The organism is Paludibaculum fermentans (assembly GCF_015277775.1).
Lineage (GTDB): Bacteria > Acidobacteriota > Terriglobia > Bryobacterales > Bryobacteraceae > Paludibaculum > Paludibaculum fermentans.
This window is the reverse complement of sequence record NZ_CP063849.1, coordinates 4,607,794-4,630,142: the sequence shown is the minus strand read 5'-3', so window position 1 is coordinate 4,630,142 and position 22,349 is coordinate 4,607,794. Positions and strand designations below refer to the sequence as shown.

19 protein-coding genes are annotated in these 22,349 nt (G+C 64.2%); 14 read left to right on the top strand and 5 right to left on the bottom strand.

Translation table 11 applies throughout. From position 1 onward, the window contains the following. Nucleotides 1–6: 6 nt before the first annotated feature. Genes IRI77_RS18140 through IRI77_RS18130 form a run of 3 tightly spaced genes read left to right on the top strand, consistent with a single transcriptional unit; the run spans nt 7 to nt 3,022 of the window. Entirely contained in the window at nt 7–1,014 is a 1,008-nt protein-coding gene (locus IRI77_RS18140) for a uroporphyrinogen decarboxylase family protein (RefSeq protein ID WP_194453440.1), read from the top strand. Then, nucleotides 1,011–2,450, top strand: a complete 1,440-nt coding sequence (locus IRI77_RS18135) for an ASKHA domain-containing protein (RefSeq protein WP_194453439.1) — start codon at nt 1,011–1,013, stop codon at nt 2,448–2,450. Before IRI77_RS18140 ends, IRI77_RS18135 begins: the two co-directional genes overlap by 4 nt. Before the next feature lie 44 nt (nt 2,451–2,494). Beyond that, nucleotides 2,495–3,022, top strand: a complete 528-nt coding sequence (locus IRI77_RS18130) for a hemerythrin domain-containing protein (protein ID WP_194453438.1) — start codon at nt 2,495–2,497, stop codon at nt 3,020–3,022. On the opposite strand, the gene IRI77_RS18125 is transcribed toward IRI77_RS18130, so the two are convergent. Both IRI77_RS18125 and IRI77_RS18120 read right to left on the bottom strand, forming a co-directional pair. Then, nucleotides 3,012–3,668 carry a methyltransferase domain-containing protein gene (locus tag IRI77_RS18125; RefSeq protein ID WP_194453437.1) on the bottom strand — a complete coding sequence of 219 codons (657 nt, stop codon included), beginning with the start codon at nt 3,666–3,668 and terminating at the stop codon, nt 3,012–3,014. The two genes, IRI77_RS18130 and IRI77_RS18125, sit on opposite strands and share 11 nt — an antisense overlap. Beyond that, nucleotides 3,668–4,972, bottom strand: a complete 1,305-nt coding sequence (locus tag IRI77_RS18120; protein ID WP_194453436.1) for a homoserine dehydrogenase — start codon at nt 4,970–4,972, stop codon at nt 3,668–3,670. Before IRI77_RS18120 ends, IRI77_RS18125 begins: the two co-directional genes overlap by 1 nt. A gap of 28 nt (nt 4,973–5,000) precedes the next feature. Here IRI77_RS18120 and IRI77_RS18115 point away from each other — a divergent pair, with 28 nt between their 5' ends. Genes IRI77_RS18115 through IRI77_RS18100 form a run of 4 tightly spaced genes read left to right on the top strand, consistent with a single transcriptional unit; the run spans nt 5,001 to nt 8,099 of the window. Beyond that, on the top strand, nt 5,001–5,312 hold the full coding sequence (locus tag IRI77_RS18115; RefSeq protein ID WP_194453435.1) for a hypothetical protein: 312 nt from the start codon (nt 5,001–5,003) through the stop codon (nt 5,310–5,312). 19 nt (nt 5,313–5,331) lie between these two features. Further along, entirely contained in the window at nt 5,332–5,883 is a 552-nt protein-coding gene (pyrR, locus tag IRI77_RS18110) for a bifunctional pyr operon transcriptional regulator/uracil phosphoribosyltransferase PyrR (RefSeq protein WP_194453434.1), read from the top strand. 12 nt (nt 5,884–5,895) lie between these two features. After that, on the top strand, nt 5,896–6,807 hold the full coding sequence (locus IRI77_RS18105) for an aspartate carbamoyltransferase catalytic subunit (protein WP_194453433.1): 912 nt from the start codon (nt 5,896–5,898) through the stop codon (nt 6,805–6,807). After that, nucleotides 6,804–8,099, top strand: a complete 1,296-nt coding sequence (locus tag IRI77_RS18100; RefSeq protein ID WP_194453432.1) for a dihydroorotase — start codon at nt 6,804–6,806, stop codon at nt 8,097–8,099. Before IRI77_RS18105 ends, IRI77_RS18100 begins: the two co-directional genes overlap by 4 nt. A 75-nt stretch (nt 8,100–8,174) precedes the next feature. On the opposite strand, the gene IRI77_RS18095 is transcribed toward IRI77_RS18100, so the two are convergent. Next, a complete protein-coding gene (locus IRI77_RS18095; protein ID WP_194453431.1) occupies nt 8,175–11,642 on the bottom strand; it encodes a TonB-dependent receptor in 3,468 nt (1,155 codons plus the stop codon). Between the two features lie 406 nt (nt 11,643–12,048). On the opposite strand from IRI77_RS18095, the gene IRI77_RS18090 reads away from it, so the two are divergent. Next, nucleotides 12,049–13,602, top strand: a complete 1,554-nt coding sequence (locus IRI77_RS18090; protein ID WP_194453430.1) for a matrixin family metalloprotease — start codon at nt 12,049–12,051, stop codon at nt 13,600–13,602. Between the two features lie 12 nt (nt 13,603–13,614). Further along, nucleotides 13,615–14,061: a DUF1648 domain-containing protein gene (locus IRI77_RS18085; protein ID WP_194453429.1), complete on the top strand. Its 447-nt coding sequence runs from the start codon at nt 13,615–13,617 to the stop codon at nt 14,059–14,061. Nucleotides 14,062–14,168: 107 nt separating this feature from the next. Here the strand turns inward: IRI77_RS18085 and IRI77_RS18080 are convergent, their stop codons facing one another. Then, complete coding sequence (locus tag IRI77_RS18080) at nt 14,169–15,473, bottom strand: adenylosuccinate synthase (RefSeq protein WP_194453428.1); 1,305 nt, start codon at nt 15,471–15,473, stop codon at nt 14,169–14,171. A gap of 90 nt (nt 15,474–15,563) precedes the next feature. Here IRI77_RS18080 and IRI77_RS18075 point away from each other — a divergent pair, with 90 nt between their 5' ends. Genes IRI77_RS18075 through pheT form a run of 5 tightly spaced genes read left to right on the top strand, consistent with a single transcriptional unit; the run spans nt 15,564 to nt 20,385 of the window. Then, nucleotides 15,564–16,028, top strand: coding sequence for a hypothetical protein (locus IRI77_RS18075; protein ID WP_194453427.1), 465 nt, complete (start codon nt 15,564–15,566; stop codon nt 16,026–16,028). Nucleotides 16,029–16,062: 34 nt separating this feature from the next. After that, nucleotides 16,063–16,671 (top strand): ankyrin repeat domain-containing protein, encoded by a 609-nt coding sequence (locus tag IRI77_RS18070; RefSeq protein ID WP_194453426.1) that lies wholly within the window; start codon nt 16,063–16,065, stop codon nt 16,669–16,671. Next, entirely contained in the window at nt 16,631–16,987 is a 357-nt protein-coding gene (locus IRI77_RS18065; protein WP_194453425.1) for a hypothetical protein, read from the top strand. The genes IRI77_RS18070 and IRI77_RS18065 overlap by 41 nt, the downstream gene beginning before the upstream one ends. A 14-nt stretch (nt 16,988–17,001) precedes the next feature. After that, nucleotides 17,002–18,024, top strand: coding sequence for a phenylalanine--tRNA ligase subunit alpha (gene pheS / locus IRI77_RS18060; protein WP_194453424.1), 1,023 nt, complete (start codon nt 17,002–17,004; stop codon nt 18,022–18,024). Nucleotides 18,025–18,042: 18 nt separating this feature from the next. Beyond that, nucleotides 18,043–20,385 (top strand): phenylalanine--tRNA ligase subunit beta, encoded by a 2,343-nt coding sequence (gene pheT, locus IRI77_RS18055; RefSeq protein WP_194453423.1) that lies wholly within the window; start codon nt 18,043–18,045, stop codon nt 20,383–20,385. Nucleotides 20,386–20,474: 89 nt separating this feature from the next. Here pheT and IRI77_RS18050 read toward each other — a convergent pair whose 3' ends face one another. Continuing rightward, nucleotides 20,475–22,199: a DUF3300 domain-containing protein gene (locus IRI77_RS18050; RefSeq protein ID WP_194453422.1), complete on the bottom strand. Its 1,725-nt coding sequence runs from the start codon at nt 22,197–22,199 to the stop codon at nt 20,475–20,477. Nucleotides 22,200–22,349: the final 150 nt, after the last annotated feature.

Here is a 22,349-nt window from a genome sequence, read left to right as displayed (position 1 = left end):
ATTCCCATGAACGGCAAAGAGCGCATTCTCGCCCGGCTCCAGAACGGCACGCCCGACTCGCTGCCGCTCATGCCCATCACCATGATGTACGCCGGTGACATCGCCGGCATCCCGTACGGCGTCTACGCCAGGAACCACGAGGCGCTCGTCGAGGCCCAACTCGCCGTGGCCGATCGTTTCGACTTCGACTACGTCTCCGCCATCTCCGATCCGGCCCGCGAAGCCAGTGACCTGGGCGCCGCCATCGAGTGGTTCGACGACCAGCCGCCCGCCATCAACGAGAGCAAGGCGCTCATCCACGACAAGGCCGTGCTGTCCGGACTCGCGTTGCCCGATCCGGCAGCCGGCCGCATGTACGACCGCGTCTGCGCCGTCCGACTGCTCGCTCAGAAAACCGGCAACACCCGCATCGTCGAGGGGTGGGTGGAAGGCCCCTGCGCCATGGCCTCCGACCTGCGCGGCCTCAATACCCTCATGCTCGACTTCGGCGACGATCCGGACTTCGTCGAGGCCCTCTTCGACTACGCCGTCCGCATGGAGCTCAACTTCGCCCGGGCCCAGGTCGATGCCGGTGCCACGCTCATAGGAGTCGGCGACGCCGCCGCCTCGCTGCTCGGCCCGCGCCTCTATCACAACTTCGTCCTGCCCTTCGAGAAGCGGCTGCTCGCCGGCATCCGCGCCATGGGCGTCCCGGTGCGCCTCCACATCTGCGGCAACACCCGCCGCATCCTGAAAGACATGGGCGAAACCGGAGCCGCCATCGTCGACCTCGACTATCCGGCCCCCATCGATGAGGCCCGCGCCGCCATGGGGGACGAGCAGGTCCTGCTCGGCAACATGGACCCCGTGCGCGCCCTCCGCGACGGCACGCCCGAATCCGTCACCGCCCACCTGGCAGAGTGCCACGCTCAGGCCGGCCGCAACTACATCGTCGGCGCCGGCTGCGAAGTCCCGCGCGGCACGCCCATCGCGAACGTCGAAGCGATGACCCGCTTCGCCCGCACACGGCAGTGAGACTCGAACTCCAGCTCCAGCCGGGCGAGCACCTCGCCGACCTCCTCTTTTCCGCTGGCGTCGAGTTTCCCTGCGGCGGAGAGTCCAACTGCGGCGGCTGCCGCGTCCGCGTCATCGAGGGCGACGTCCCCCCAACTGACCAGATGCGCCAGGTGATCTCCGAGGAAGACCTCGCGGCCGGCTGGCGGCTCGCCTGCACCGCCGAATCCAGCGGGCCCGTCACCGTAGAGATCGAACAGTGGACGGCCCGCATCCTCACCGACGACCAGTCTGTTGCCCTGGAGCCGCGCAACGGCTTCGGCGCGGTGGTCGACCTCGGTACCACCACGCTGGTCGTCCAGTTGGTCGACCTCGCCACCGGAGAGGTCCTGGGTGTCGAAACCGCTCTGAACCCCCAGGCTCGCTACGGCGCCGACGTGATGAGCCGCATCCAGTACGACCTGCAGCATCCCGGCGTGCTGACGGCCCTCATCCGCCGTGAACTCGGGGCCATGATCTGGCGTCTGGCCCAGTACGATGCGCTGGAGGAGATCCTCCTGGTCGGCAATACGGCCATGCATCACCTGTTCTGCGGCCTCAGCGTCGAGCCGCTCGCCAGCGTGCCGTTTGAGTCACCCACCCTCGGCGCGGTCTCGTTCAACCCCGTCGAACTGGAGTGGCCCGGTCCCGCCGTCTTCCTCCCGAATCTGGGCGGATTTGTAGGCAGCGACCTGCTCGCCGGCATCGTCGCCACCGGCCTGGACGAGTCCAGCCGTGTCACCGCGCTCTTCGACATCGGCACCAACGGCGAAATCGTCGTAGGTAGCCATCGAAAGATTGTTTGTGCCAGCACGGCAGCCGGTCCCGCCTTCGAAGGCGGACGCATCTCGAACGGCATGCGAGCCGGTACCGGAGCCATCGATAGCGTCCATCCCACCGACAACGGTTTCGAGTGCCGCGTCATCGGCGGAACGCAGGCGCGCGGCATCTGCGGCAGCGGTCTCGTCGACGCCGTAGCTGCTTCAAGACAATTGGGTTACGTCCAGCCGAACGGTCGCGTGACGCTGCAGGGCAAGGTCGTCCAATTGGCCGTCGAGGTGACCCTCACACAGGGCGATTTGCGGGAACTTCAGCTCGCCAAAGGCGCAATGGCGGCCGGTCTGAAGATGCTTTCGGCCCTGAAGCCGGAGAAACTCTACCTCGCGGGCGCGTTCGGAAACTATATTCGCCAGGCCAGCGCAACGGCCATCGGACTGCTGCCGGAAAACTGCCCGGTCGAACCCGTCGGCAATTCCGCCCTGCGCGGCGCGCGCCTGCTGCTGCTGTCGCCAAGTGCGCGGCAACAAAGGCTCAATCGTCTGCTGGAGCGGACAACCCACGTCGAATTGGCGGCCGATCCGGCCTTTCAGGATCTCTTTGCCGAGTCGATGATTCTCGAACCGTACTCCCTAGTGTGATTTGAGTCACGGTTCGCCTCCCCGCAATGAACGACAATAGAAGTATGATTCGTGCGGAAGCCCTTTTTGCCAAGCAGTCCGAGCGATCCTCGTTGGATACTCCGTTAGACCACCTCAAAGCCTGTCACCGGCGCATCGAAGAGCGTCTTGACACCATCGAACGCGCCGCCGCCCGCCTGGATTCCCATCGCGATAGAGCTCTTGAGGCGTTCGAAGGCGCCTTTCATTTCCTGGACACCAGTGGAGTTCTGCACACCGAGGACGAAGAAGTCAGTCTCTTCCCACGGCTGAAACCCCTGCTGGAACCAGGCGAACGTTCCTATCTCGCCGAACTCGAACACGACCACGCCGAAGCCCAGCAGATCTACGCGCAACTCAAAGACGTCTACTCCCACCCTGACAACTCAGCCCAGGTGAAGGAAGTGGTGGCGCGGTTCGTGAAGCTCTACCGTGCGCACATCAAGTCGGAAGACGCGACATTGCAAGGCTACGCCGCACAACATCTACAGCAGGATGCGCTTTTGGCGATCTCGGCCGAAATGAAAGCCCGCCGCAATCCAGCTACCGCGTAAACACAGCAATATACTGTGAGCCCGCCACAGTGTCAGTTGTCTCCAGCAATTTGAATCCGTGCGCCTGCACTTCCGCAATGACAGCATCTTTGTCGATGCGAATATGCTCCATCGGATTCCCCCCCGGCCCCATGGCCCCGGGCCGCCGGTAGTAATCCACCACGGCGAACCGGCCGCCGGGCTTCAGGGCCTTGTGGATGGAGGCCAGCATCTCGGCCGGGTAGTCGTAATGGTGGTAGGCGTCCACCGTCACGGCCACGTCGCAGCAGCCCTCCGGCAGCTTGACGTCCTTCTCGTTTCCTAACACAAAAGTGATGTTTTTAGCGCCGGCATGGCGCTTCCTGGCAGCGCTGAGGAAGTCGTCGAAGATGTCCTCCGCATAGACCTTCCCCTGCTCGCCGACCGAGGGCGCCAGCACGTTCAGCAGCGCGCCGGCTCCCGTGCCGATATCCGCCACCGTCTGGCCCGGTTTGATCTTCAGGACTTTGACGATGGTTTCGGCGTGGATCCGGTCCGGACGATCCGGCGCACCCAGCGTCACGAGCATGCCTTCGCGGCCTTCCGCCGTGCGGTAGCGCGCGTTGGCCTTGTCGGCAACTTGTCCGTAGGCGGCGGCCGCCAGCAGGCACAGGAGAAGAACTCTCACTAAACACCCCTCTCGATCGGTAAGGCCAGCGGCGGTTCCACCATGAACGGCAGTTTGCTCATCTTCTCGACGGCCGCGCGGACGGCGGACTCGGGCGAGTTCTCCAGCGTGATGACGAACGGCAGGTTTTGCTTGTCGAGGTCGGGCAACTGGAGCACGGCGTCGATGGAGATGGAGTGCTCGGCCAGGATCGACGATAGGTCGCGGATGATGCCCGGCTGGTCGGTGATGCGGAAGCGCAGGTACCAGTGGCGATGCTGCCGTCCGATCTCGAGCGGCTTTGCGGCGGCCAGATCCGTATAGGCAAATGGCGGCACGCGATGGGCGGGTTCGGGATGCAGCGAGCGCGCGACGCGCATCAGATCGCTGACGACGGCGACGCCGGTGGGATTCGGGCCCGCGCCGCGGCCGTAGTAGAACGTATCGGCTCCAAACTTGCCGCGCGACCACACGGCATTGTACGCACCCTTCACTCCGGCCATGATGGTCTTCTTCGAGAGCAGGGCAGGGCGGACGGAGACGAACAGGCCGTCTTCCACGCGGCGGGCGGAGCAGAGCAGTTTGATGGTGCAGTCGAGCTGCTTGGCGTAGTGGAAATCGATGGGGCTGATGCGCCGGATGCCTTCCGTCGGGATGTCACCCGGAGTGAGCTGCACGCCGAACGCGAGTGACGCCAGCAGCGCGAGTTTGGAGCGCGCGTCGAAGCCGTCGACGTCGGCTGTGGGGTCCGCTTCGGCGTAACCGAGGCGCTGCGCCTCCGCCAGCACGTCATTGAACGCCGAGCCATTCTCCTCAATCTCGGTGAGGATATAGTTGCTGGTGCCGTTCAGAATGCCGAACAGGGTCTCGATGTGGTCGCCGGCGATGCCTTCGCGCAGCACGGCGTGGATCGGGATGCCGCCGCACACGGAAGCTTCCATGGCGAGGGTGACGCCCTGCGCTTCGGCTTTCTTCCAAATGGAGACGCCTTCCAGCGCCACCAGTTCCTTATTGGCGGTGACGACGGATTTGCCGGCGGCGATGGCGCCTTCCACCACTTCCCGCGCGGTGCCGGTGCCGCCGATGAGCTCGGCCACAATGTCGACGTCCGGATGCGAGACAACTTCGCGCCAGTCGGTGGTGATCAGCTTCGGCGCGAGCCCGGCAGGCAGATTCTTCGACTTCACGCTGCGCGAGCAGACCGCGGTGACATTCAAACGAAAGCCTAGCTTGCGGGCGATCTCATCCGCGTTTTCAGCCAGAATGGTAAGAGTCCCACTGCCGACATTGCCGAGGCCGACGATGCCTAGATTAACGTCCTTCATTAGAAGTAAGTTTAGCAATTGGCGAGGCTTGGCCCTGTGCCTGCTGCCGCTGGCCGGATTTGCGTTCGCGTTTTCGCTGGCGGCGCAGTTCCCGCAAACGCCCAGCGAGGATCCTGAACCAAAGCGCCTGCCAAACGGAAAGCTGCAATCGGAAGAGATCCTGAAGGCCGATTACAAGGCAAACCTCAAGGACCTGGAAGAGCTGCGAAGGCTCACCGGCGCGATTGAGGAGGAGACAAAGAAGAACCAGGGGCACGTGCTGGCGCTCAAGACCTTCAAGGATCTGGATGAGATTGAGAAGATTGTCAAGCGAATGCGGACCAGGATGAAGAGGTACTGAAGTAGTAAACTGAACAGCGATGAGCGCAACGCGAGAAAAAGCCCAACTGATGAGTGCCTCCGAGATCGACCGTACCCTGGTGCGGCTCGCTCATGAGGTGCTGGAAAAAACCATTGACCTCGAAAAACTGGCGTTTATCGGCATCCGGCGGCGCGGGATCCCGATGGCGCAGCGGCTGGCAAAGAAGATCGAAGAGCTCGAGAAGGTGAAGGTGCCGGTGGGTGTCCTGGACATCAAGCTCTACCGGGACGACCTGTCGACGGTGGGTCCGAAGCCTGTGGTCAGCGACACCAAGATCGACTTCTCGGTGCTCGGCAAAGACGTCGTGCTGATGGACGATGTGCTCTATACGGGCCGCACCATCCGCGCCGCATTGGACGCGCTGTTTGAACTCGGACGCCCGGCTCGTGTGCAGCTGCTGGTTCTGATCGATCGCGGCCACCGCGAACTGCCCATTGAAGCGCAGTATGTCGGCCGCAAGGTACCCACCTCGTCGCGCGAAATCATCGAGGTGAAGTTCCAGGAGATCGACCAGCTCGAAAAAGTGCTGCTGGTGGAAAAGGTCGATTGAGGAGGCACGGCGATGCCGAAGGGCCTGCTCGGAATTGAGGGCATCGAGCGCGACGAGATCGAGCAGATCCTCGAGCGCGCCCGCGCCTTCCAGCCTCATGGCGGACAGACGTTCGCCAAAGTGAACACCTGCACCGGCCGTCTGGTGGTGAACATGTTCTTCGAAAACTCCACGCGCACCCGCTCGAGTTTCGAGATCGCCGCCAAACGCCTGGGTGCCGATACGTTGAGCATTACGGCTTCGGGTTCGAGCGTTTCCAAAGGCGAGAGCCTGGTGGACACGATCAACACGCTGGTGGCGATGCGGCCGTCGGCGATTGTGATGCGGCATGCGGCGTCGGGCGCTCCGCACTTTCTGTCGCGCCACCTGACGACGCCCATTGTGAATGCCGGTGACGGTACGCACGAGCATCCCACGCAGGCTTTGCTGGACGCGCGCACGATCCTGGACCGCTGCGGCCGCCTGGAAGGGCTGCGCGTGGCGATCATCGGGGACATCGCGCACAGCCGCGTGGCACGGTCGAACATCCATCTGCTGGCCAAGTTTGGCGTGGACCTGGTGCTGTGCGGCCCGCCCATGCTGCTGCCGCGCGAGATGGCCCGGGTGGCCAGCGGCGTCACGTTGGAATACGATCTGCGGCGGGCGGTGAAGGACGCCGACGTGATCATGATGCTGCGCGTGCAGTTGGAACGGATCCACGAGCCGGCCATGCCCGCAGGCGAGTACTTCCGGTTCTACGGCCTGCGGCAGGAGCACATGGCGCTGGCGCGGCCCGATGCAATTGTGATGCACCCCGGGCCGATGAACCGCGGCCGTGAGATCTCGTCCGAGGTGGCCGACTCGCAGCAATCGATGATTCTCAACCAGGTGGAGAACGGGGTTTCCGTCCGCATGGCCGTTCTGGAAAGGGTGCTGCTGCAGTGAAACTGCTGATCCAAAACGGGCGGGTCATCTGCCCCGAAACCGGCCACGACGCGGTGGCCGATGTGCTGATCGAGGACGGGCGCATTGCGGGTGTAGGTCCGGGGCTCAGCACTTCCGGAGCGGAGGTGATCGACGCGGCGGGCCTGGTGGTGGCGCCGGGCTTCATCGACATCCACGTCCACCTGCGCGAGCCGGGGTTCGAACACGCCGAGACGATAGAGACGGGCGCGCAGGCGGCGGCCGCGGGCGGTTTCACCACCGTGTGCTGCATGCCGAATACGAACCCGGTGAACGACTCGGTGACGGTGACGAAGTACATCGTCGAGACCGCACGCCGCAAGGCGGCGATCAACGTCTTCCCGATCGGCGCCATCACGAAGGGCAGCAATGGCGAGGAACTGGCGTCGATCGGCTCGATGATCGCGGCTGGCGCCGTGGCGATCAGTGACGATGGCAAGCCGGTGATGAACGCGCGGGTGATCCGGCGCGCGATGGAGACGGCGCGGGCGCTGGACATTCCGGTGATCGAGCACTGCGAGGATCTGAACCTCAGTGCCGGCGGCGACATGCACGAGTGCGACGACAGCGTGCGGCTGGGCCTGCGCGGCATCCCCTCGGCTTCCGAGGACGTGATGGTCGCGCGGGACATCATCCTGGCGGAGTTGACCGGTGTTCGGTATCACGTCGCCCACATCTCCACCAAGAATGCCGTGGCGATGGTCGCCTATGCCAAGCAGCGCGGGCTGCGGGTGACGGCGGAGGCGACGCAGCATCATATCGCCCTCGACACGGGGCATATGAAGCCGTACGACTCGGCGTACAAGATGAAGCCGCCGCTGCGCTGCGAGCACGACGTCAAGGCCGTGGTGGATGGGGTGGTGAGCGGAGCGATCGACTGCCTGGCGACGGACCATGCTCCGCACGCGGGCGACGACAAGATGCAGGAATTCGAGCGCTGCCCGTTCGGCATCATCGGGCTGGAGACCGCGCTGGGCGTTTCGCTGGAAGTGCTGGTGCACTCCGGCCTGATCAGCCTGCCGCGGCTGATTGCGCTGTACACGTCGGAGCCGGCGCGGGTGATCGGCTGGAAGAACGAACTGGCTCGTGGCGCACTGAAGCCGGGCTATGTCGGCGACGTCACGGTGTTCCATCCGGAGTATCCGTGGGTCTATGACGTCAAGAACAGCCTGTCGAAGTCGAGCAACACGCCGTTCAGCGGCCGGACGTTCCAGGGTGGGCCCATCCTGACGATCGTCGGCGGCCAGGTGGTATGGCGCGCGGACGGGTTCTGAGCGCAGCGGAAGGGACAGAAAAAGGGCGGGACCTCGATGGAGGCCCCGCCCTTTTTACGTTTGTGCTGAGCTGGACTACCAACTCAGGTTGAGGACGAGCTTCACGAAGCGCGGGAGATTGCGCTGGGTGATGTCGAGCTTGCCGAAGTTGGCGTTGGTCACGTTGGTGCCGTTGCTGGCGAGGCGTGAGAACCAGGGCGTGTTGGTGGCGTTGACCATTTCGCCGCGGAACTGCAGCTTGATGGATTCCGTGAGGCGGAAGTTCTTGGCCACCGAGGCGTCGATGTTCTTGTAGCCGGGGACACGGGCGCTGCCGAAGCGGGTGGGGAAGTCGCGCAGCGTAAAGGGCTCCTGCTGGGCGACGCGCTTTCCGGGGTTGGCCGGATCGTTCCAGAGGTCGACGTTGAAGAGATAGCCCTGCGCCTTCTGCGCATCGGTGGGTTTCCCGTCGCCGGCGACAACCTGTTTGGCATTGGGGTAGTCGAGCGCCCAGCCGCTTTGCAGGGTGAGGTTCCAGTTCAACTGCCAGCCGCCGAGTACGGCGTCGGCGACCTTATTCATGTTGTTGCCGAGGGACCGGCCGCGGCCGAAGGGCAGTTCATAGACGCCCGCGAAGGAGAATTTGTGCGGGACGTCGGTTTCCTGGGCGGAGCGGTTTTCGACGCGGGTGGCGTAGACGTCGTTCAGGTTCAGATCCTGCGGGTTGAGCAGGGTGAGCTGTTCGAGGGTCTTGCTCCAGGAGTAGCTGGCGACGAAGGTGAGGCCGCGGGAGAAGCGCTTGGTGAGGCGCGTCTGCAGGCCGTTGTAGTTCTGGCCGCCGATGGGTAGGTTGTTGATGTTGATGCCCGAGAACTGCGGGAAGGGGAACAGCAGGTTCTGGCGGGGGATGGTGGCGCCGTTGAGGTTGGTGTTGTTCGGGATGCGCCCGGCCATGGGATTGTCGACGCGCGTATTGTACCAGGCGGTATCGATGACACCGGCGGCCGTGCGGCGGCCAAGATAGGCGGCGGGTACGGCGTTGTAGTTGCTGACGTTCATGGGCAGCTTGCGGCTGATGTTGCCGGCATAGCCGATTTCCGCCAGCATGTTGCCGGGCAGTTCGTGCTGGATGTCGAACGAGAACTGGTGGGTATAGGGCAGCGGGCGGTTGAAGTAGTTCACCGTCATCGACTGGCCGAGGAAGCTGGATGCGCCCTGGCTGGCGCCGATGGGGCTGAGCAGCAGGCCGCCGGCCTGGTTTGCAAACGCATTGGTGAGATCCACGGCGGGCTTGTAGCCGCCGTCGGTCGAGGTGATGGCATCCGTGCGCTGGCTGAAGCCCTGGGCCTCGCCGCGTTCGTTCTGGCCGAGGTAGTAGATGCCGTAACCGCCGCGCATGACCCAGGTGGGTGCGATGCGGTAAGCGGCGCCGATGCGAGGCTGCCAGTTGTTCTTGTCCGTGCCGAAGGCCCCGCGGGGCTGGCCGGCGACTCCTGCGAAGGTGGGTACACCGACGAGCGAGAGCCCGGAGACCTGGGAGGCCAGGGGGCTGGGAGTGGCGAAGTTGAAGGCGCCGAGCATGCGGTTGTAGCGCTCGACCAGGGGCTGCTCATAGTCCCAGCGCAGGCCGAAGTTCAGGGTGAGGCGGTTGTTGACGCGCCAGTCGTCCTGAACGAAGGTGGCGAAGTAGTAGTTGCGGTAGGCGGGGTCGATGTTGCGTTCGACGTAGGCGGTGTTGGGCGCGCCCAGCAGGAAGCTGGCGATCTCGTTGCCGCTAATGGCATCGGGTTGCAGCGCCTTCCCCTGGGTCCATGCGCGGCTGAAGCCATACACGCCGCTGGAGGCGCCGGGGTTGTTGGAGTTGTCGTGGTAGCGGCGGGCTTCTCCACCGAACTTCAGGGTGTGGTTGCCGTGCACGACGTTCAGGTTCGGCTGCAGGGTGTAGGTGTCGGAGGGCGAAGCGTTGAACACGCTGTTGCCGGAGCCGATGGACTGGTAGGTGTCGCTGAAGTCGAAACGCGGGTACTGGAAGCGGGTGAGCTGCGACACGAGGTTCGCGGCGAAGCCGAGTTGGGCCGGGTTGTAGTTAGCGCCGAAACTGTTGCCGCTGGAAGTCTCCCAGCGGGCGAGGCCGCCGCGCAGGTTGAAGGTCATTGTCGGCGAGAGGATGGTGGTCCAGTCGGCGACCCAGTTGCGGCCGTTGCGGATGAGGGGCGCGTTGCCGGTGGGCTCGGCGGCGTTGGAGCCGTTCCAGACGAGGGCGCGGTATTCGGAGAACGGCGCCTGGCCGTAGCGGAAGTAGACCGTGTTGCGGTCGTTCAGGCGGTAGTCGAGACGGCCGTTCCAGGCGTTCATGTCGGCGACCCAGCGCGAGGGGTAGATGTAGTTGTTGATGCGCGCGGGGCCGGTGCCGGGGGCGTTGGGCGAAGGATAGTCCTTCAGGACATTGGCCGCGACGGGGTTGATGCGGTTGGAGGGGATGATGTTGCCGGCGAAGGGGGTGCGGTTGCCGGCCGCGTCGGTGGTCAGGGGGTCGTAAATAGTGACCCCATTGTTCTGGGCATTCAGCAGCCCAGAGAAGTTACCGGTGCGCCAGGCATCGAGGGGGAAGGTGACGGCGCCGGGATCGGCGGAGCGCTGCCGAAGTCCCTCGTAGGAGAGCAGGAAGAAGAGCTTGTTGCGGCCGTCGAAGACCTTCGGGATGAAGATGGGACCACTGGCCTGGAAGCCAAAGGTATTGATGTTCATCGGGGGCTTCTTCTGACCGGCGGAGTTCAGTTCCGACTGGTTGGCGTTGAGCTCTTCGGCCTGAAAGTACTCATAGGCGGTGCCGTGGAAGGCGTTGCCGCCGGACTTCGAGACGATGGTGACGATGCCGCCGCCGGTGCGGCCGTACTGCGAGTCGTAGGTGTTGGTGAGGACCTTGAACTCCTGGACGGCTTCCATGGAGGGCACGCCGATGACGTTGCGGTTGCCGCGCACGTTGCTGATGCCGTCGATGAGGACTTCGTTATCGCCCTTTTTGCCGCCGTTGATGGAGAAGCCGGACATGCCGCCGGTGTCGAAGGCGCGCAGGTAGCGCCAGTCGCCGGTCTTCACGACGCCGGGCATGGCCCAGGCGATCTGGAAGGGGTTGCGGCCCTGGGTGGGCAGGTTGGCGATGAGCTGGTTGGAGACGATCTGGCTGCGCGAGGCGGTCTCGGTCTGAAGTTGCGAGACATCGGCCTGCACGCTGACGCTTTGCGTCATGTCGCCCACTTCGAGGGCGACGTCGGCGCGGGCTTTGTCCTGGGCCTGGAGAATGATGTTCTGGCGAGAGTACTTCTTGAAGCCGGCGCGTTCGATGGTGAGGGTGTATTTGCCGGAGACGACAAACGGGAACAGGTAGTTGCCCTGCTCGTTGGTTTCAGTGGTGGTGGAGACGTTGCGCTCCACGCTGGTGAGGACGACGGTGACGCCGGGGATGGGAGCGCCCACCGGATCGCTCACCACGCCGGCGAGACTGGCTCGCACCTCCTGAGCATATGTGGGGATGGCCGCGAAGACAGCGGCGGCTAGAAGCATTCGAAGGTTCTTTTGCATGGTTCCTCTGCACGGAAGAAAGCTGGACTACGTACGTGGCCCCAGCTTTTGTTCTGGGTAGAGACTATCATACTTGAGGCCCTTGAGAATGAATAGGATACGGAGGTATTGAATGCGGGCTCGGCAGATGGCTGGGAAGCTGAAGAACTTCAAGGAGAAGCGGGCTGCGAAAGAAGAGGCGAAGATTGGATTGGCTGTTTGATTGGCGAAGCGTGCTGGTGGGTTGCGCGGAACTGCCGGTTCGATATGTTCTTTAGAGAGGAGGCATCTCGGACTTTCAGGGCTTATGTTCTGTGAGAATACAATTCTTCCGCTTCCAGCGAGGAACGGGAACAATGATTGCAGATTTTCTCTCGTGCGACCGGCGACTGCCCGATGAGTGAGTCAGATGAAGCGCGAGCGGACAATCCTGGCCATCCTCCTCCTCGCCGGGGGTTGTCCGCTCGCCACCAAGGCCCAGGATGGTGGAGAGCCTGTGCTGCGGCTCAAATCCCATGCGGCATTCTCCGGTGTCGAGACCGAGGCTGGGACGGTGCGGCGCATGGAGCCTGGGCGGAGGCATCAGGTTGTCCAATTCATGGAAGAACCCACGGGAGGTATGCTGGCTGCGCTGCGGGCCGGCGGGTTCCGGGTGTTGGGTTACATCCCGGATCATGCGCTGCTGGTCAGCGGCCCGGATGGGTTCGATTTCCGCGATTGGCCGGTGCGGCAGGTTGGCGCGTTGCGGGGGACGGATAAGGTGAGTGAGTGGCTTGGGTCGACGAGAGTCGAGTCTGCTGTTGTGGAGTTTCATCCGGATGTCACGGATGGGGTAGCCCGGGTCATTGTCTTCGGCTCTGAACTGGAACTCATCGAGAATCCCGATCTGGCGGCCCACCAGTTGATGGTGCGAGGGCTAGCTTCGGAGCTGCGAGCGCTGGCGGAGTGGGACGAGGTGGCGCGGGTTTTCCCTGCGTCCGGCGAACTGCAACGGGGCGAACGGGTGGTTGCCTGCGAGCATGGGGGGCTTGGGCCTGAGGGCTTGCAGGTGGCGGTGAATCTGGTGGCTACGTATGGGGATGGTTGGGATGGTCCCGGCTTGGGGGCCGCATCCTTGTACTACTATTTCGGCCGGATGCCGGAGGGGTTGCCCGCCGCCGATGTTCAGAGGGAATTGCTGAACGCGCTGGGGCAGTGGTCGAGCGTAGTGCAATTGCATTTCACGCAGTCGTTTACTGCCAAGTTGCGGAGGCAGGTGGAATTCGAGTGGTTGTCGGGCAGTCACGGAGACGGGTATAGCTTCGACGGGCCCGGCGGGCTGCTGGCTCACAGTTTCTACCCCCCGCCGAATGCGGAGCCCATTGCGGGGGATCTGCATTTCGACGCGGCAGAGGCGTGGAAGATCGGCGCGGATATCGATATCTACTCGATTGCGCTGCATGAGTTAGGGCATGTGTTGGGCCTGGGGCACAACGACGATCCGAACTCGGTGATGTATCCCTACTACCGGAGGGTGAATGGTCTGCGCCCGGCGGATGTCGCGGAGATCCGGAAGCTATATGCGGCGGCGACGCAGACGGCGGAGCCCGTTGCGCCGCCGGCTCAACCGGTTGTCCCGCAGGTGCCGGTGTCGCCCGCGACTCCAGATCCGGCGCCGAAGCCAGCCCCGGCCACGCCGGTGGGGGACAGGACGGCTCCGTCGGTGACGATCACAGCGCCGTCGTCGCCGGTGAGTGTCACGACCGCGAGCAGCGTGAGTGTGCGCGGGATCGCGTCGGACAACGTCGGAGTCGTGAAGGTGAGTTGGAGCAGCAGTGCCGGGACCGGCGGGGATGCCGTGGGCACGGCCAGCTTCGCGGCAGGGCCGATCGCGCTCTACAAAGGGATCAACACGATCACGGTGCGAGTGTGGGATGCTGCCGGGAATCAGGGTTGGCGGAGTGTCACGGTCACGCGCAAGTAATAAGATATTGGCATGCTCGACCAGGTGCCGCTTGGCGGTTTACAGTGGCCTCTTGAAGCGCTTGCCCTTCTCTTCCTGCTCGCTGGTTTGATGCTGCCGCTTGTCCAGTGGAGCACACTGCCCGAACGAATCCCCAGTCATTTCAACATCATGGGCCGGCCCGACCGATGGGGTGGACGGTGGGTGTTCATCGGGTTCGCCTGCCTGCAGTTATTCATTTACGGGATGTTTACCGTGCAGGGGCACACCCTGGATTACCTGGCTGGATCAGGCCTGCCGTTCAACGCCATCAGCTTCCTGCTGCTGTGGACGAAACTGGTGATTGAAGGACTGTTTCTGTACCTGATCTGGACCATGATCCGCGTGGCGCGCGCACAGGCGGAGAAGGCGAACATCGTGCTGATGCTGCTGTTCTCCGCGCTGCTGGTTGTGCCGATCCTGCTGATCAGGGTCAAGTAACTGGCTGCCCATCCACCGGCAGAAAGGAAGCCGGCCAGGGGGCCGTCTGCGGACGAGGGCGTCCGCCCTCCTGGCCGTTTTTGTCACGAAACTTGGCTGGTGGCGTGTTAGCCCAGCAGCTTTTCCATCTTCGAGCCGGACCGGACGATGGTCTGGTTCCGCTCGGGTCCCGTGGAGACGCAGCCGACTTCGACGCCGCTCTTCTCTTCCAGGAACGCGATGTAGTCCTTGGCTTCCTTGGGCAGTTCGTCGTAGGAGGTGACGTTGGCGGTGGGTTGAGACCAGCCGGGCAGTTCCTCGTAGACGGGCTCGATCTTCTCCATCAGGGCGTTCTCGGGCGGCATGGTGTCCATCAACTCGCCGTTTACTTTGTATGCGGTACAGACCTTGATGGAGGGGACGCCGTCGAGCACGTCGAGCTTGGTGACGATGAGCGAATCGAAGCCGTTCACCATGGCGGTGTAGCGGAGCAGGGGCGCGTCGAACCAGCCGCAGCGGCGTGGGCGTCCGGTGACGGAGCCGAATTCGCGGCCGGCCTGGCGGATGCGCTCGCCTTCGGGACCGAAGTCCTCGGACGGGAAGGGGCCGGCGCCGACGCGGGTGATGTACGCCTTGGAGACGCCGAGGATGCCGTCGATCTTGGTGGGCGGGACGCCCGTGCCGGTGCAGGCGCCGCCGGCGGCCGCGCTGGAGCTGGTGACGAAGGGATAGGTGCCGAAGTCGATGTCGAGCATCGTGCCCTGGGCGCCTTCGAACAGGACGCGCTTGCCAGCGGCAATGGCGTCGTTGAGCAGCTTGGCGGTGTCGCAGACGACGGGCCGGATACGCTCCGCCATCGCCTTGTAGCTTTCGCGGATCTCTTCTATTTTCAGGTCGTTGGCGATGCCGAAGGCCTTGGCCGTGGTGGCCTTGTCCTCGCCCAGGAAGTCGTAGAGCTTGTCGAAGACAGCGGGGTTGAGCAGGTCGGCCATGCGGATGCCGCGGCGGCCGATCTTGTCCTCATAGCAGGGGCCGATGCCGCGGGAGGTGGTCCCGATGGCGGTACGGTCCTCGCGGCCCTCGCTCACCTTCTCCACCATGCGGTGGAAGGGGAAGATGATGTGGGCGCGGTTGGAGATGTGGATCTGGCCGCGGACATCAACGCCCGCCTTCTCCAGCATTTCCATCTCATCCAGGAGGGCCTGGGGGTCAACGACAACACCATTGCCGATGACAACCTGGACTCCGGGGTGAAGTACACCGCTGGGGATGAGTTTGAGGACGAACTTCTTGTCGCCCACTTGTACGGTGTGGCCGGCGTTATGGCCGCCCTGGTAGCGAGCGACGACATCAAAGTTCTCGGAAAAGAGGTCGACGATCTTGCCCTTGCCCTCGTCGCCCCACTGCGCGCCCAACACAATCAGATTGCTCATTGTTCTAGGACCAAACTTATTATTGTATCGCAGGGTGGCCGGGAAGCCCCGAATTGAAGCAGGCAGGGGGCCTCATGGTAATCTCTCTTTGTGACGAAGTTGTGTGACGTGTTCCTCTCGCAGGGCGAGACCGGCTTTACCGACGTGCTGCGCAGCGTGTCGATGAGCCGCCTGCGCACCTTCCAAATCTATGAGCACATTAAGGTGCGAACGCGGCTGGTGAAGCTGAATAGTGAGAACCTGCGCAAGGCGGCGCCGCGTCTCTGGGCGCGCCTGTCCGAGCAGGATGAAGACCTGGCGGCCGACCTGTCGCAAGCGATCCTGGTGTCGCACCTCGACATGATCATCGCCGCGCTGGACCTGCTGGGGGTACCTCACCAGGATGGGTTCTTCGCCAAGGACGCGGATGTCAGTACTTATCTGACGGAAGGCTGGCAGCAGCGTGCTTTCGACGCGCTGAAGGGCAAGTACCCGGCGGCCGTGCTGAAGTTCTATCTGAACCATTTGGCTGTGGAAACCGGGCACTCCGACGTAGTTTTCGAACCTCAGCTGTAGGAGCCCGCGGTTCCCGGACGGGAGAGATCTGGACATGACCGCCATCGAAGCCATCCGCAGCGGAGATCTGGAGGCGTTGAAGGCCGTGTTGGCCGCCGACGCGGCTGCTGTCGACGAGCGCGACGAGAGCGGCGTCCCGGCCGCGATGCTCGCTTTATACTTCCGCCAGCGAGCCTGCGCCGATGCCCTGATTGAAGCGGGCGCCGCGGTGGATCTCCCCCTGGCCTGCGCCTTGGGCATGACCGAGGAGGTTGTGCGCTTCCTGGATGCCGGTCCGGAGCTGCTGGCCCAACGGACGGCGGATGGCTGGACGCCCCTGCATCTGGCTGCCTTCTTTGGACAACCGGCGGTGGCGGGTTTCCTGCTCTCGCGCGGCGCCGATCCGCTGGCGCGAGCCACGAATAAGATGGAAAACCTGCCCATCCATGCGGCGGCCGCGGCCCGGCAGGCGGCGATCGTCGAGATGCTGCTGGAGGCAGGGACTCCCGCCAATGCCAGGCAGCACGGCGGTTACACAGCCCTGCACAGTGCCGCGCAGAATGGCGACCAGGCCACCATGAACGTCCTGCTGCTTCACGGCGGGGATATGAATCTGGCTTCCGATGACGGCAAGACTCCTGCTCAGCTTCTGCCTGCCGCTTAGCCTGTACGGGCAGTGCGCGGCGCCGGCCAACGGGCTGAGCACCGCGTTCACCTGCACGGTTACGGCTGAGCGATTGATTGCTCCCGTGAAGGTCTATCTGGCTGAGCGCGTGAAGGGCGGGGAGATCGAGGCAGGGAAGGGCCGCGTGGTGGCGCACAACAAGGCCGAGACCGTCGCAGTCTGGATCACCGAGGGAAAGAACGGCGAAATCAAACTGCGCGTCGAGGTGCGGCCGGCGGATTCGGCTCCGCTGCTGGGCGAATCGGCCGATGCGGCGCGCGCTCTACAGCGCTATCTCATGCGCGCGTTACAATAGTTGTTTCACCCCAAATGCTGGATTCCACGCTGTCTGAATTGGAAACGCGGGCGGTGTCGCTGATAGAAGCGGCCGCCGATGCCGAAGCCCTGGAGACCGCACGCGTCGAGTTTCTGGGCCGCAAAGGCTCGCTGGCGAACATCGGCAAGGACATGGGCAAGATGGCCCCCGAGGACCGGGCTCGTGTCGGTAAGCTGTTGAACGCGGTGAAGCAGAACCTGGAGTCGCGCTACGAGTCGCGCAAGGCGGCCTTTGAACGCGCGGCGCTGGATGCTCGGCTGGGTGGCGAGTGGCTGGACCTGACGATGCCCGCTCCTGGCGCGCGGCCCGGCTCGCTGCATCCGCTCACCCTGATCCAGAAAGAGCTGGAGGAGTTGTTCACCTCGCTCGGCTTCGCCGTCGTTGATGGTCCCGAGGTGGAGACGCCCTGGCACAACTTTGATGCGCTGAATATTCCACCCTCGCATCCGGCGCGCGACGCGCAGGATACGTTCTGGCTGGAGGATACGCTGCTGCTGCGGACACACACGTCGCCGGTGCAGGTGCGGGCGATGGAGAAGTTCGGGGCGCCGCTGCGGATTATTGCTCCGGGGCGGGTGTTCCGCAACGAAGAGGTGGACGCCAGCCACGAGCACACCTTCTACCAGTTGGAAGGCATGATGATCGACCGCGACGTGAGCGTGGCGCACATGCTGTATTTCATGAAGTCGCTGCTGACGGCGATTTTCAAGAAAGACGTGGAAGTGCGGCTGCGGCCCGGGTTCTTCCCGTTCGTCGAGCCGGGCTTTGAGCTCGACATCCAATGCCTGATCTGCGGCGGCCCGGGCTGTCCGGTGTGCAAGCAGAGCGGCTGGGTGGAACTGCTGCCGTGCGGGCTGGTGCATCCGAACGTGCTGCGGTCGGGCGGCATCGATCCGGACGAGTGGAGCGGGTTCGCCTTCGGACTCGGCCTGACGAGGCTCGTGATGATGCGTTACGGCATCGACGACATCCGTCACCTGGCCAGCGGAGATCTCCGCTTTCTGCAGCAGTTTTAGTCAGCGAGGAACGTCGAAGTGAAGTTCTCCTATAACTGGATTCATGAGCTGACTGACGGCCTGGGGATCGACCCGCCGAAGTTGATGAAGCTCATCACGATGAAGACCGCGGAGTGTGAGGGCGTGGAAGCGCACGCTCCTTGGCTGGCGCAGGTTTGCGTGGCGCGGGTGATGTCGGTGGAGCCGATCGAAGGCAGCCACAATGTGAAGGCGCTGGTGGATGCGGGCCCCGTGCACGGGCAGAAGCAGGTGGTGTGCGGCGCTCCGAACTGCCGGCCGGGCGTGCTGACGGCGTATGTGCCGTCGGGCGTGACGGTGGCGGGCGGGAAAGAGATCCGCAAGGCCACCATCGGCGGCGTGGAAAGCGATGGCATGCTGGCGTCCGGCGACGAACTGGACCTCAATCGCGACCATGCGGGGATTCTCGAGCTGTCCGGCGTCGAGCCGGGCGAACCGATTCCCGGCTGCGCGCCCGACGCCGTGATCGAGGTGGACAACAAGAGCCTGACGCACCGTCCGGACCTGTGGGGCCACCACGGAATGGCGCGTGAGGTGGCGGCGATCTCGGGCGTGAAGCTGAAGGATCCGGTGGATCTGACGCTGATCCCTCAGGGCGAGCCGGCCTGGCACGTGGATATCCGCGACTTCGAGCTGTGCCCGCGGTACTCGGCGCTGGTGTTCGAAAACGTCAAGGTGGGGCCGTCCCCGCTGTGGCTGCAGCAGCGGCTGGAGGCGGTGGGTTTGAATCCCATCTCCAATGTTGTCGACGTCACGAACTTCATCATGGCGGAGCTGGCGCAGCCGATGCACGCGTTCGACGCGGACTGGCTGCACGGCAACACGATCATGGTGCGCCGCGCCGGTGAGGGCGAAGTCTTCAAAGCACTCAACGACGAGTCGTACACGCTGAACACGTCGAACCTGGTGATCGCGGATGCCAACGGCGCCGTGGCGCTGGCGGGCGTGATTGGCGGAGCCGGGTCCGCCATCAACGACAAGACGACACGGATCGTGCTGGAGAGCGCGAATTTCCAGGCGGCCAATATCCGCATGACGTCGTCGGCGGTGAAGATCCGGACCGATGCCTCGATGCGGTTTGAGAAGGCGCAGGATCCGCTGAATACGGTGCGGGCGCTGGCGCGTGCGGTGGCGCTGCTGCAGGAAGTGGCGCCGGGCTGCCGGCTGGTGGGCGGCCTGGTGGATAGCTGGCAGGCTGCCGCGGTGGCCCCGCCTATCGAATTGCCGATGACGTGGCTGGTGCGCAAGCTGGGCCGGCCGATCGGCGCGGATGAGGTGCGCGGGATTCTGGAATCGCTGGAGTTCCTGGTGGATGAGACGGCTCCGGGCGTGTTCTCGGTGACCGTGCCGACGTGGCGCGCGACGAAGGACATCACAATCAAGGACGACCTGCTGGAAGAGGTGGGCCGGATGATCGGGTATGCGACGGTGCCGCCGGTGGCTCCGCTGCAGCCGGTGAAGCAGCCCTGGGTGAATGAGGAGCGCGTGTTCCACCATTCCGTGCGGGAGCTGGTGGCGGCGCAGGGATTTACGGAATCGTACAACTACTCGTTCCTGAGCGAGGATGCGGCGCGGCAGTTCCATTTCGAGCCGGGCGCGCACCTGCGGGTGATCAACCCGATCAGCAGCGAGCAGAGCCTGATGCGGCTGAGCCTGCTGCCGGGCATCCATCGGAACATCGTCGAGAACGCGAAGCGGTATGAGGAGTTCCGGCTGTTCGAGATCGGCAATGAGATTCACAAGCGGGGTCCGGGCGAGCTGCCGAACGAGGTGCCGCACCTGATGGCGGCGCTGTACAGCAAGGGAGACGGCAAGGCAGGGTTGTTCGAGCTGAAGCGGCTGGCGGAGTGCGTGATGCCGGGCTGTACCGTGACTCCGGCGGAGGCTGGGCCGAACCAGCATCCGGCGCGCTGTTCTTCGATTGAGTGGCGCGGCGAGGCCGTCGGCACGCTGTATGAGCTGCATCCGTCGCTGATGGATGCGGGCCGGGCGGCGATCCTGGACGTGAACCTGGCGGTGCTGTTCAAGCTGGGGCCTGCGCCCCGGCGGTATAAGCCCCTGCGGCGCTACCCGACCAGCGAGTTCGACCTGTCGGTGGTGGCCGGGCTGCGGGATCTGTGCGGCACGCTGGAGACGAAGATCCGGAAGGCGGCCGGGCCGCTGTGCGAGAAAGTGCGGTTCCTGTATGCGTACCAGGGCAAGCCTCTGGCGGACGATCAGCAGAGCCTGAGCTTCCGCGTGACGGCGGGGGCGGCGGATCACACGCTGTCGAACGAAGAGGTGACGGGCATTCGCAACGCGATCATTGCGGACCTGGCGTCGGCGGGGTATGAGCTGCGGTAGGGCTGCTTCGAGACTGGTTTAGAAATGCGAAACCCGCCGGAGCAATCCGGCGGGTTTCGTGTTTGTTCGACTGAATTCAGAGGGTGAAGTTAGCGTCCACGATGGCCGCCACCACCACCACCGCCGGAGTGACCGCCTCCGCCGCCCGAGAACCCACCCGAGGAGCGTCCGCCGCCACCACCAGAGAAGCCGCCGCCGCCGGATGAGCGTCCGCCGCCGGAGAATCCGCCACCACCGCCGAAGCCGCGGCTGGGGGCCGAGAAGCCGCCACTGCTGCTGCCGCCGCCGCCGAAGCTGCGCGGGCTGGAGAACGATCCGGACGAAGATCCGGAGGAGAAGTTCTGCCGCTGCGCGGGGGCCGAGCGGGGCGATGAGAAGCCGCCGCCGTTGCTGCCGCCGCTGCGCGGGGCCGAGTAGCTGGAGCCACCCGAGCGCTCGTTGGAGCGAGTGCTCCAGGAACCCTGGGAGGAGCTGAAGCCACGGCCGCTCTGCATTTCGGAGCCGCCGCCACGCGTGCCGCCAAAGTTCGAGCTGTTCGGAGAGGACATGCGAGGCGAACCTGAGTCGCCGCGGCTGTTCGTTCCGAAGTTGGAGCGTCCGCCCTGCTGGCCGCGGTTGCCGTCGCCGAAGCTGCGCCAGCCGCCGTTATTGCCGCCGTTGGCGTTCGACGAGCGGCCCGTGGCATTCTCGCGTCCACCACCGCCGCGGTTGTTGTCGCCGGAGCTTCTCCAGCCGCGGTTGCCGCCGTTGTTTCCGTTGTACTGCGAGCCGCCGTTGCGAGGCGAATCGTAGCGGCTGCCGTAGTTGTTGCGGCCGCCGTTGGCGAATCCGCTGCCGTAGTTGCCGCGCCCGCCGTTCGAGTAACCGCCGCCACTGAAGCGGCTGGCTACGTTGCGGTTCGGGTAAGCGACGCCCCAGCGGTGACCCGGGTTGTGCGCCCATGCGGCGCTTCCGGAGTAGCCCCGGCCGTAGTAGCCGCGGTACCCGCCGTAGTCATAGCCCCGGTAGCCGTAGTGGTTAAAGAAGCTGAAGTTCAGGGAGATCCCGCGGCCAAACCAGCCGCAGTTCCAGCCCCAGCCGCCCCAGCCGCCCCACGACGGGTAGTAGGAGCTCATATAGAGCCCCGGGCCCCAGCCGTAGCCGAACGAGAACCAACTGGGGTACCAAAGGTCCGGGTAGTAGCCATAGGCGGGCGCGCCCCAGACGTAATTGGGCTGATAGACAGGGACGTAGATCACCTGCGGATCGGCCGGCATGATCTGGATCACGTTCTGGCCATCCTGCGATTCGGTGGTGACGACCTGCTGCTGGGAATTGGTGAGCTTGCCGTTGGCCCGGGCACGCGAGCGCAGATCCTGCACGGCGCCCATGACATCGGCCTGTTGGGCCAGGAAGGCGTTGCCGAGGTCAGTGGTCCAGCGGATGTCGTTGGCCAGCAGGCCGAGTGCATCCGGGAAGGCGACCAGGGCCTGGACGCTGGGGTCCCAATTCTGTTGCTTGGCGGCATCGATCAACTGCGAGCCCGAGAGATTCTTGTTCTCAGCCAGCCACTGATGGGCCTCGACGATCTCGAGGGGGTAGGTGCTGGCGGCCAGCACTTGGCTGAGCAGGGGATCGGGGTACAGCGCGATTGGCGCCACAAGGTTGCTCAACTGCTGTTGGGACAGCTGAGGAACGGACTGCTGCACATCCGGCGGCGGGGCCGAGGCCGAATCCGCCGGTTCCTGGGCGTAGCTCACGGGCAGAGCGACCAGCAGCGCGAAGAGAGCCGCTACCGTACGCTGGGTTGCTGTCCGACTCCACAGTGAACTCATTTTCTTCCACCTTTCCAATGCCTCACAGAAGGCGTCGCAATTCTTAGTGCAAGCCAAGGGCCATAAGCTAAGTATTGAGAAATCGGCTACTTCCGATATGCGTTTGGCTGGCGGCCCGGCTGAAAACCACCAGTGAGGTTGGGATCGGCC

What these genes read in the sequence shown, in the direction of transcription:
- IRI77_RS18050 (WP_194453422.1), bottom strand. Translation starts at nt 22,199, where the DNA reads ATGAGTTCACTGTGGAGTCGGACAGCAACCCAGCGTACGGTAGCGGCT.
- IRI77_RS18065 (WP_194453425.1), top strand. Translation starts at nt 16,631, where the DNA reads ATGACGGCAAGACTCCTGCTCAGCTTCTGCCTGCCGCTTAGCCTGTAC.
- IRI77_RS18095 (WP_194453431.1), bottom strand. Translation starts at nt 11,642, where the DNA reads ATGCTTCTAGCCGCCGCTGTCTTCGCGGCCATCCCCACATATGCTCAG.
- IRI77_RS18120 (WP_194453436.1), bottom strand. Translation starts at nt 4,972, where the DNA reads ATGAAGGACGTTAATCTAGGCATCGTCGGCCTCGGCAATGTCGGCAGT.
- IRI77_RS18080 (WP_194453428.1), bottom strand. Translation starts at nt 15,473, where the DNA reads ATGAGCAATCTGATTGTGTTGGGCGCGCAGTGGGGCGACGAGGGCAAG.
- pyrR (WP_194453434.1), top strand. Translation starts at nt 5,332, where the DNA reads ATGAGCGCAACGCGAGAAAAAGCCCAACTGATGAGTGCCTCCGAGATC.
- IRI77_RS18130 (WP_194453438.1), top strand. Translation starts at nt 2,495, where the DNA reads ATGATTCGTGCGGAAGCCCTTTTTGCCAAGCAGTCCGAGCGATCCTCG.
- IRI77_RS18105 (WP_194453433.1), top strand. Translation starts at nt 5,896, where the DNA reads ATGCCGAAGGGCCTGCTCGGAATTGAGGGCATCGAGCGCGACGAGATC.
- IRI77_RS18070 (WP_194453426.1), top strand. Translation starts at nt 16,063, where the DNA reads ATGACCGCCATCGAAGCCATCCGCAGCGGAGATCTGGAGGCGTTGAAG.
- pheS (WP_194453424.1), top strand. Translation starts at nt 17,002, where the DNA reads ATGCTGGATTCCACGCTGTCTGAATTGGAAACGCGGGCGGTGTCGCTG.
- IRI77_RS18085 (WP_194453429.1), top strand. Translation starts at nt 13,615, where the DNA reads ATGCTCGACCAGGTGCCGCTTGGCGGTTTACAGTGGCCTCTTGAAGCG.
- IRI77_RS18140 (WP_194453440.1), top strand. Translation starts at nt 7, where the DNA reads ATGAACGGCAAAGAGCGCATTCTCGCCCGGCTCCAGAACGGCACGCCC.
- IRI77_RS18090 (WP_194453430.1), top strand. Translation starts at nt 12,049, where the DNA reads ATGAAGCGCGAGCGGACAATCCTGGCCATCCTCCTCCTCGCCGGGGGT.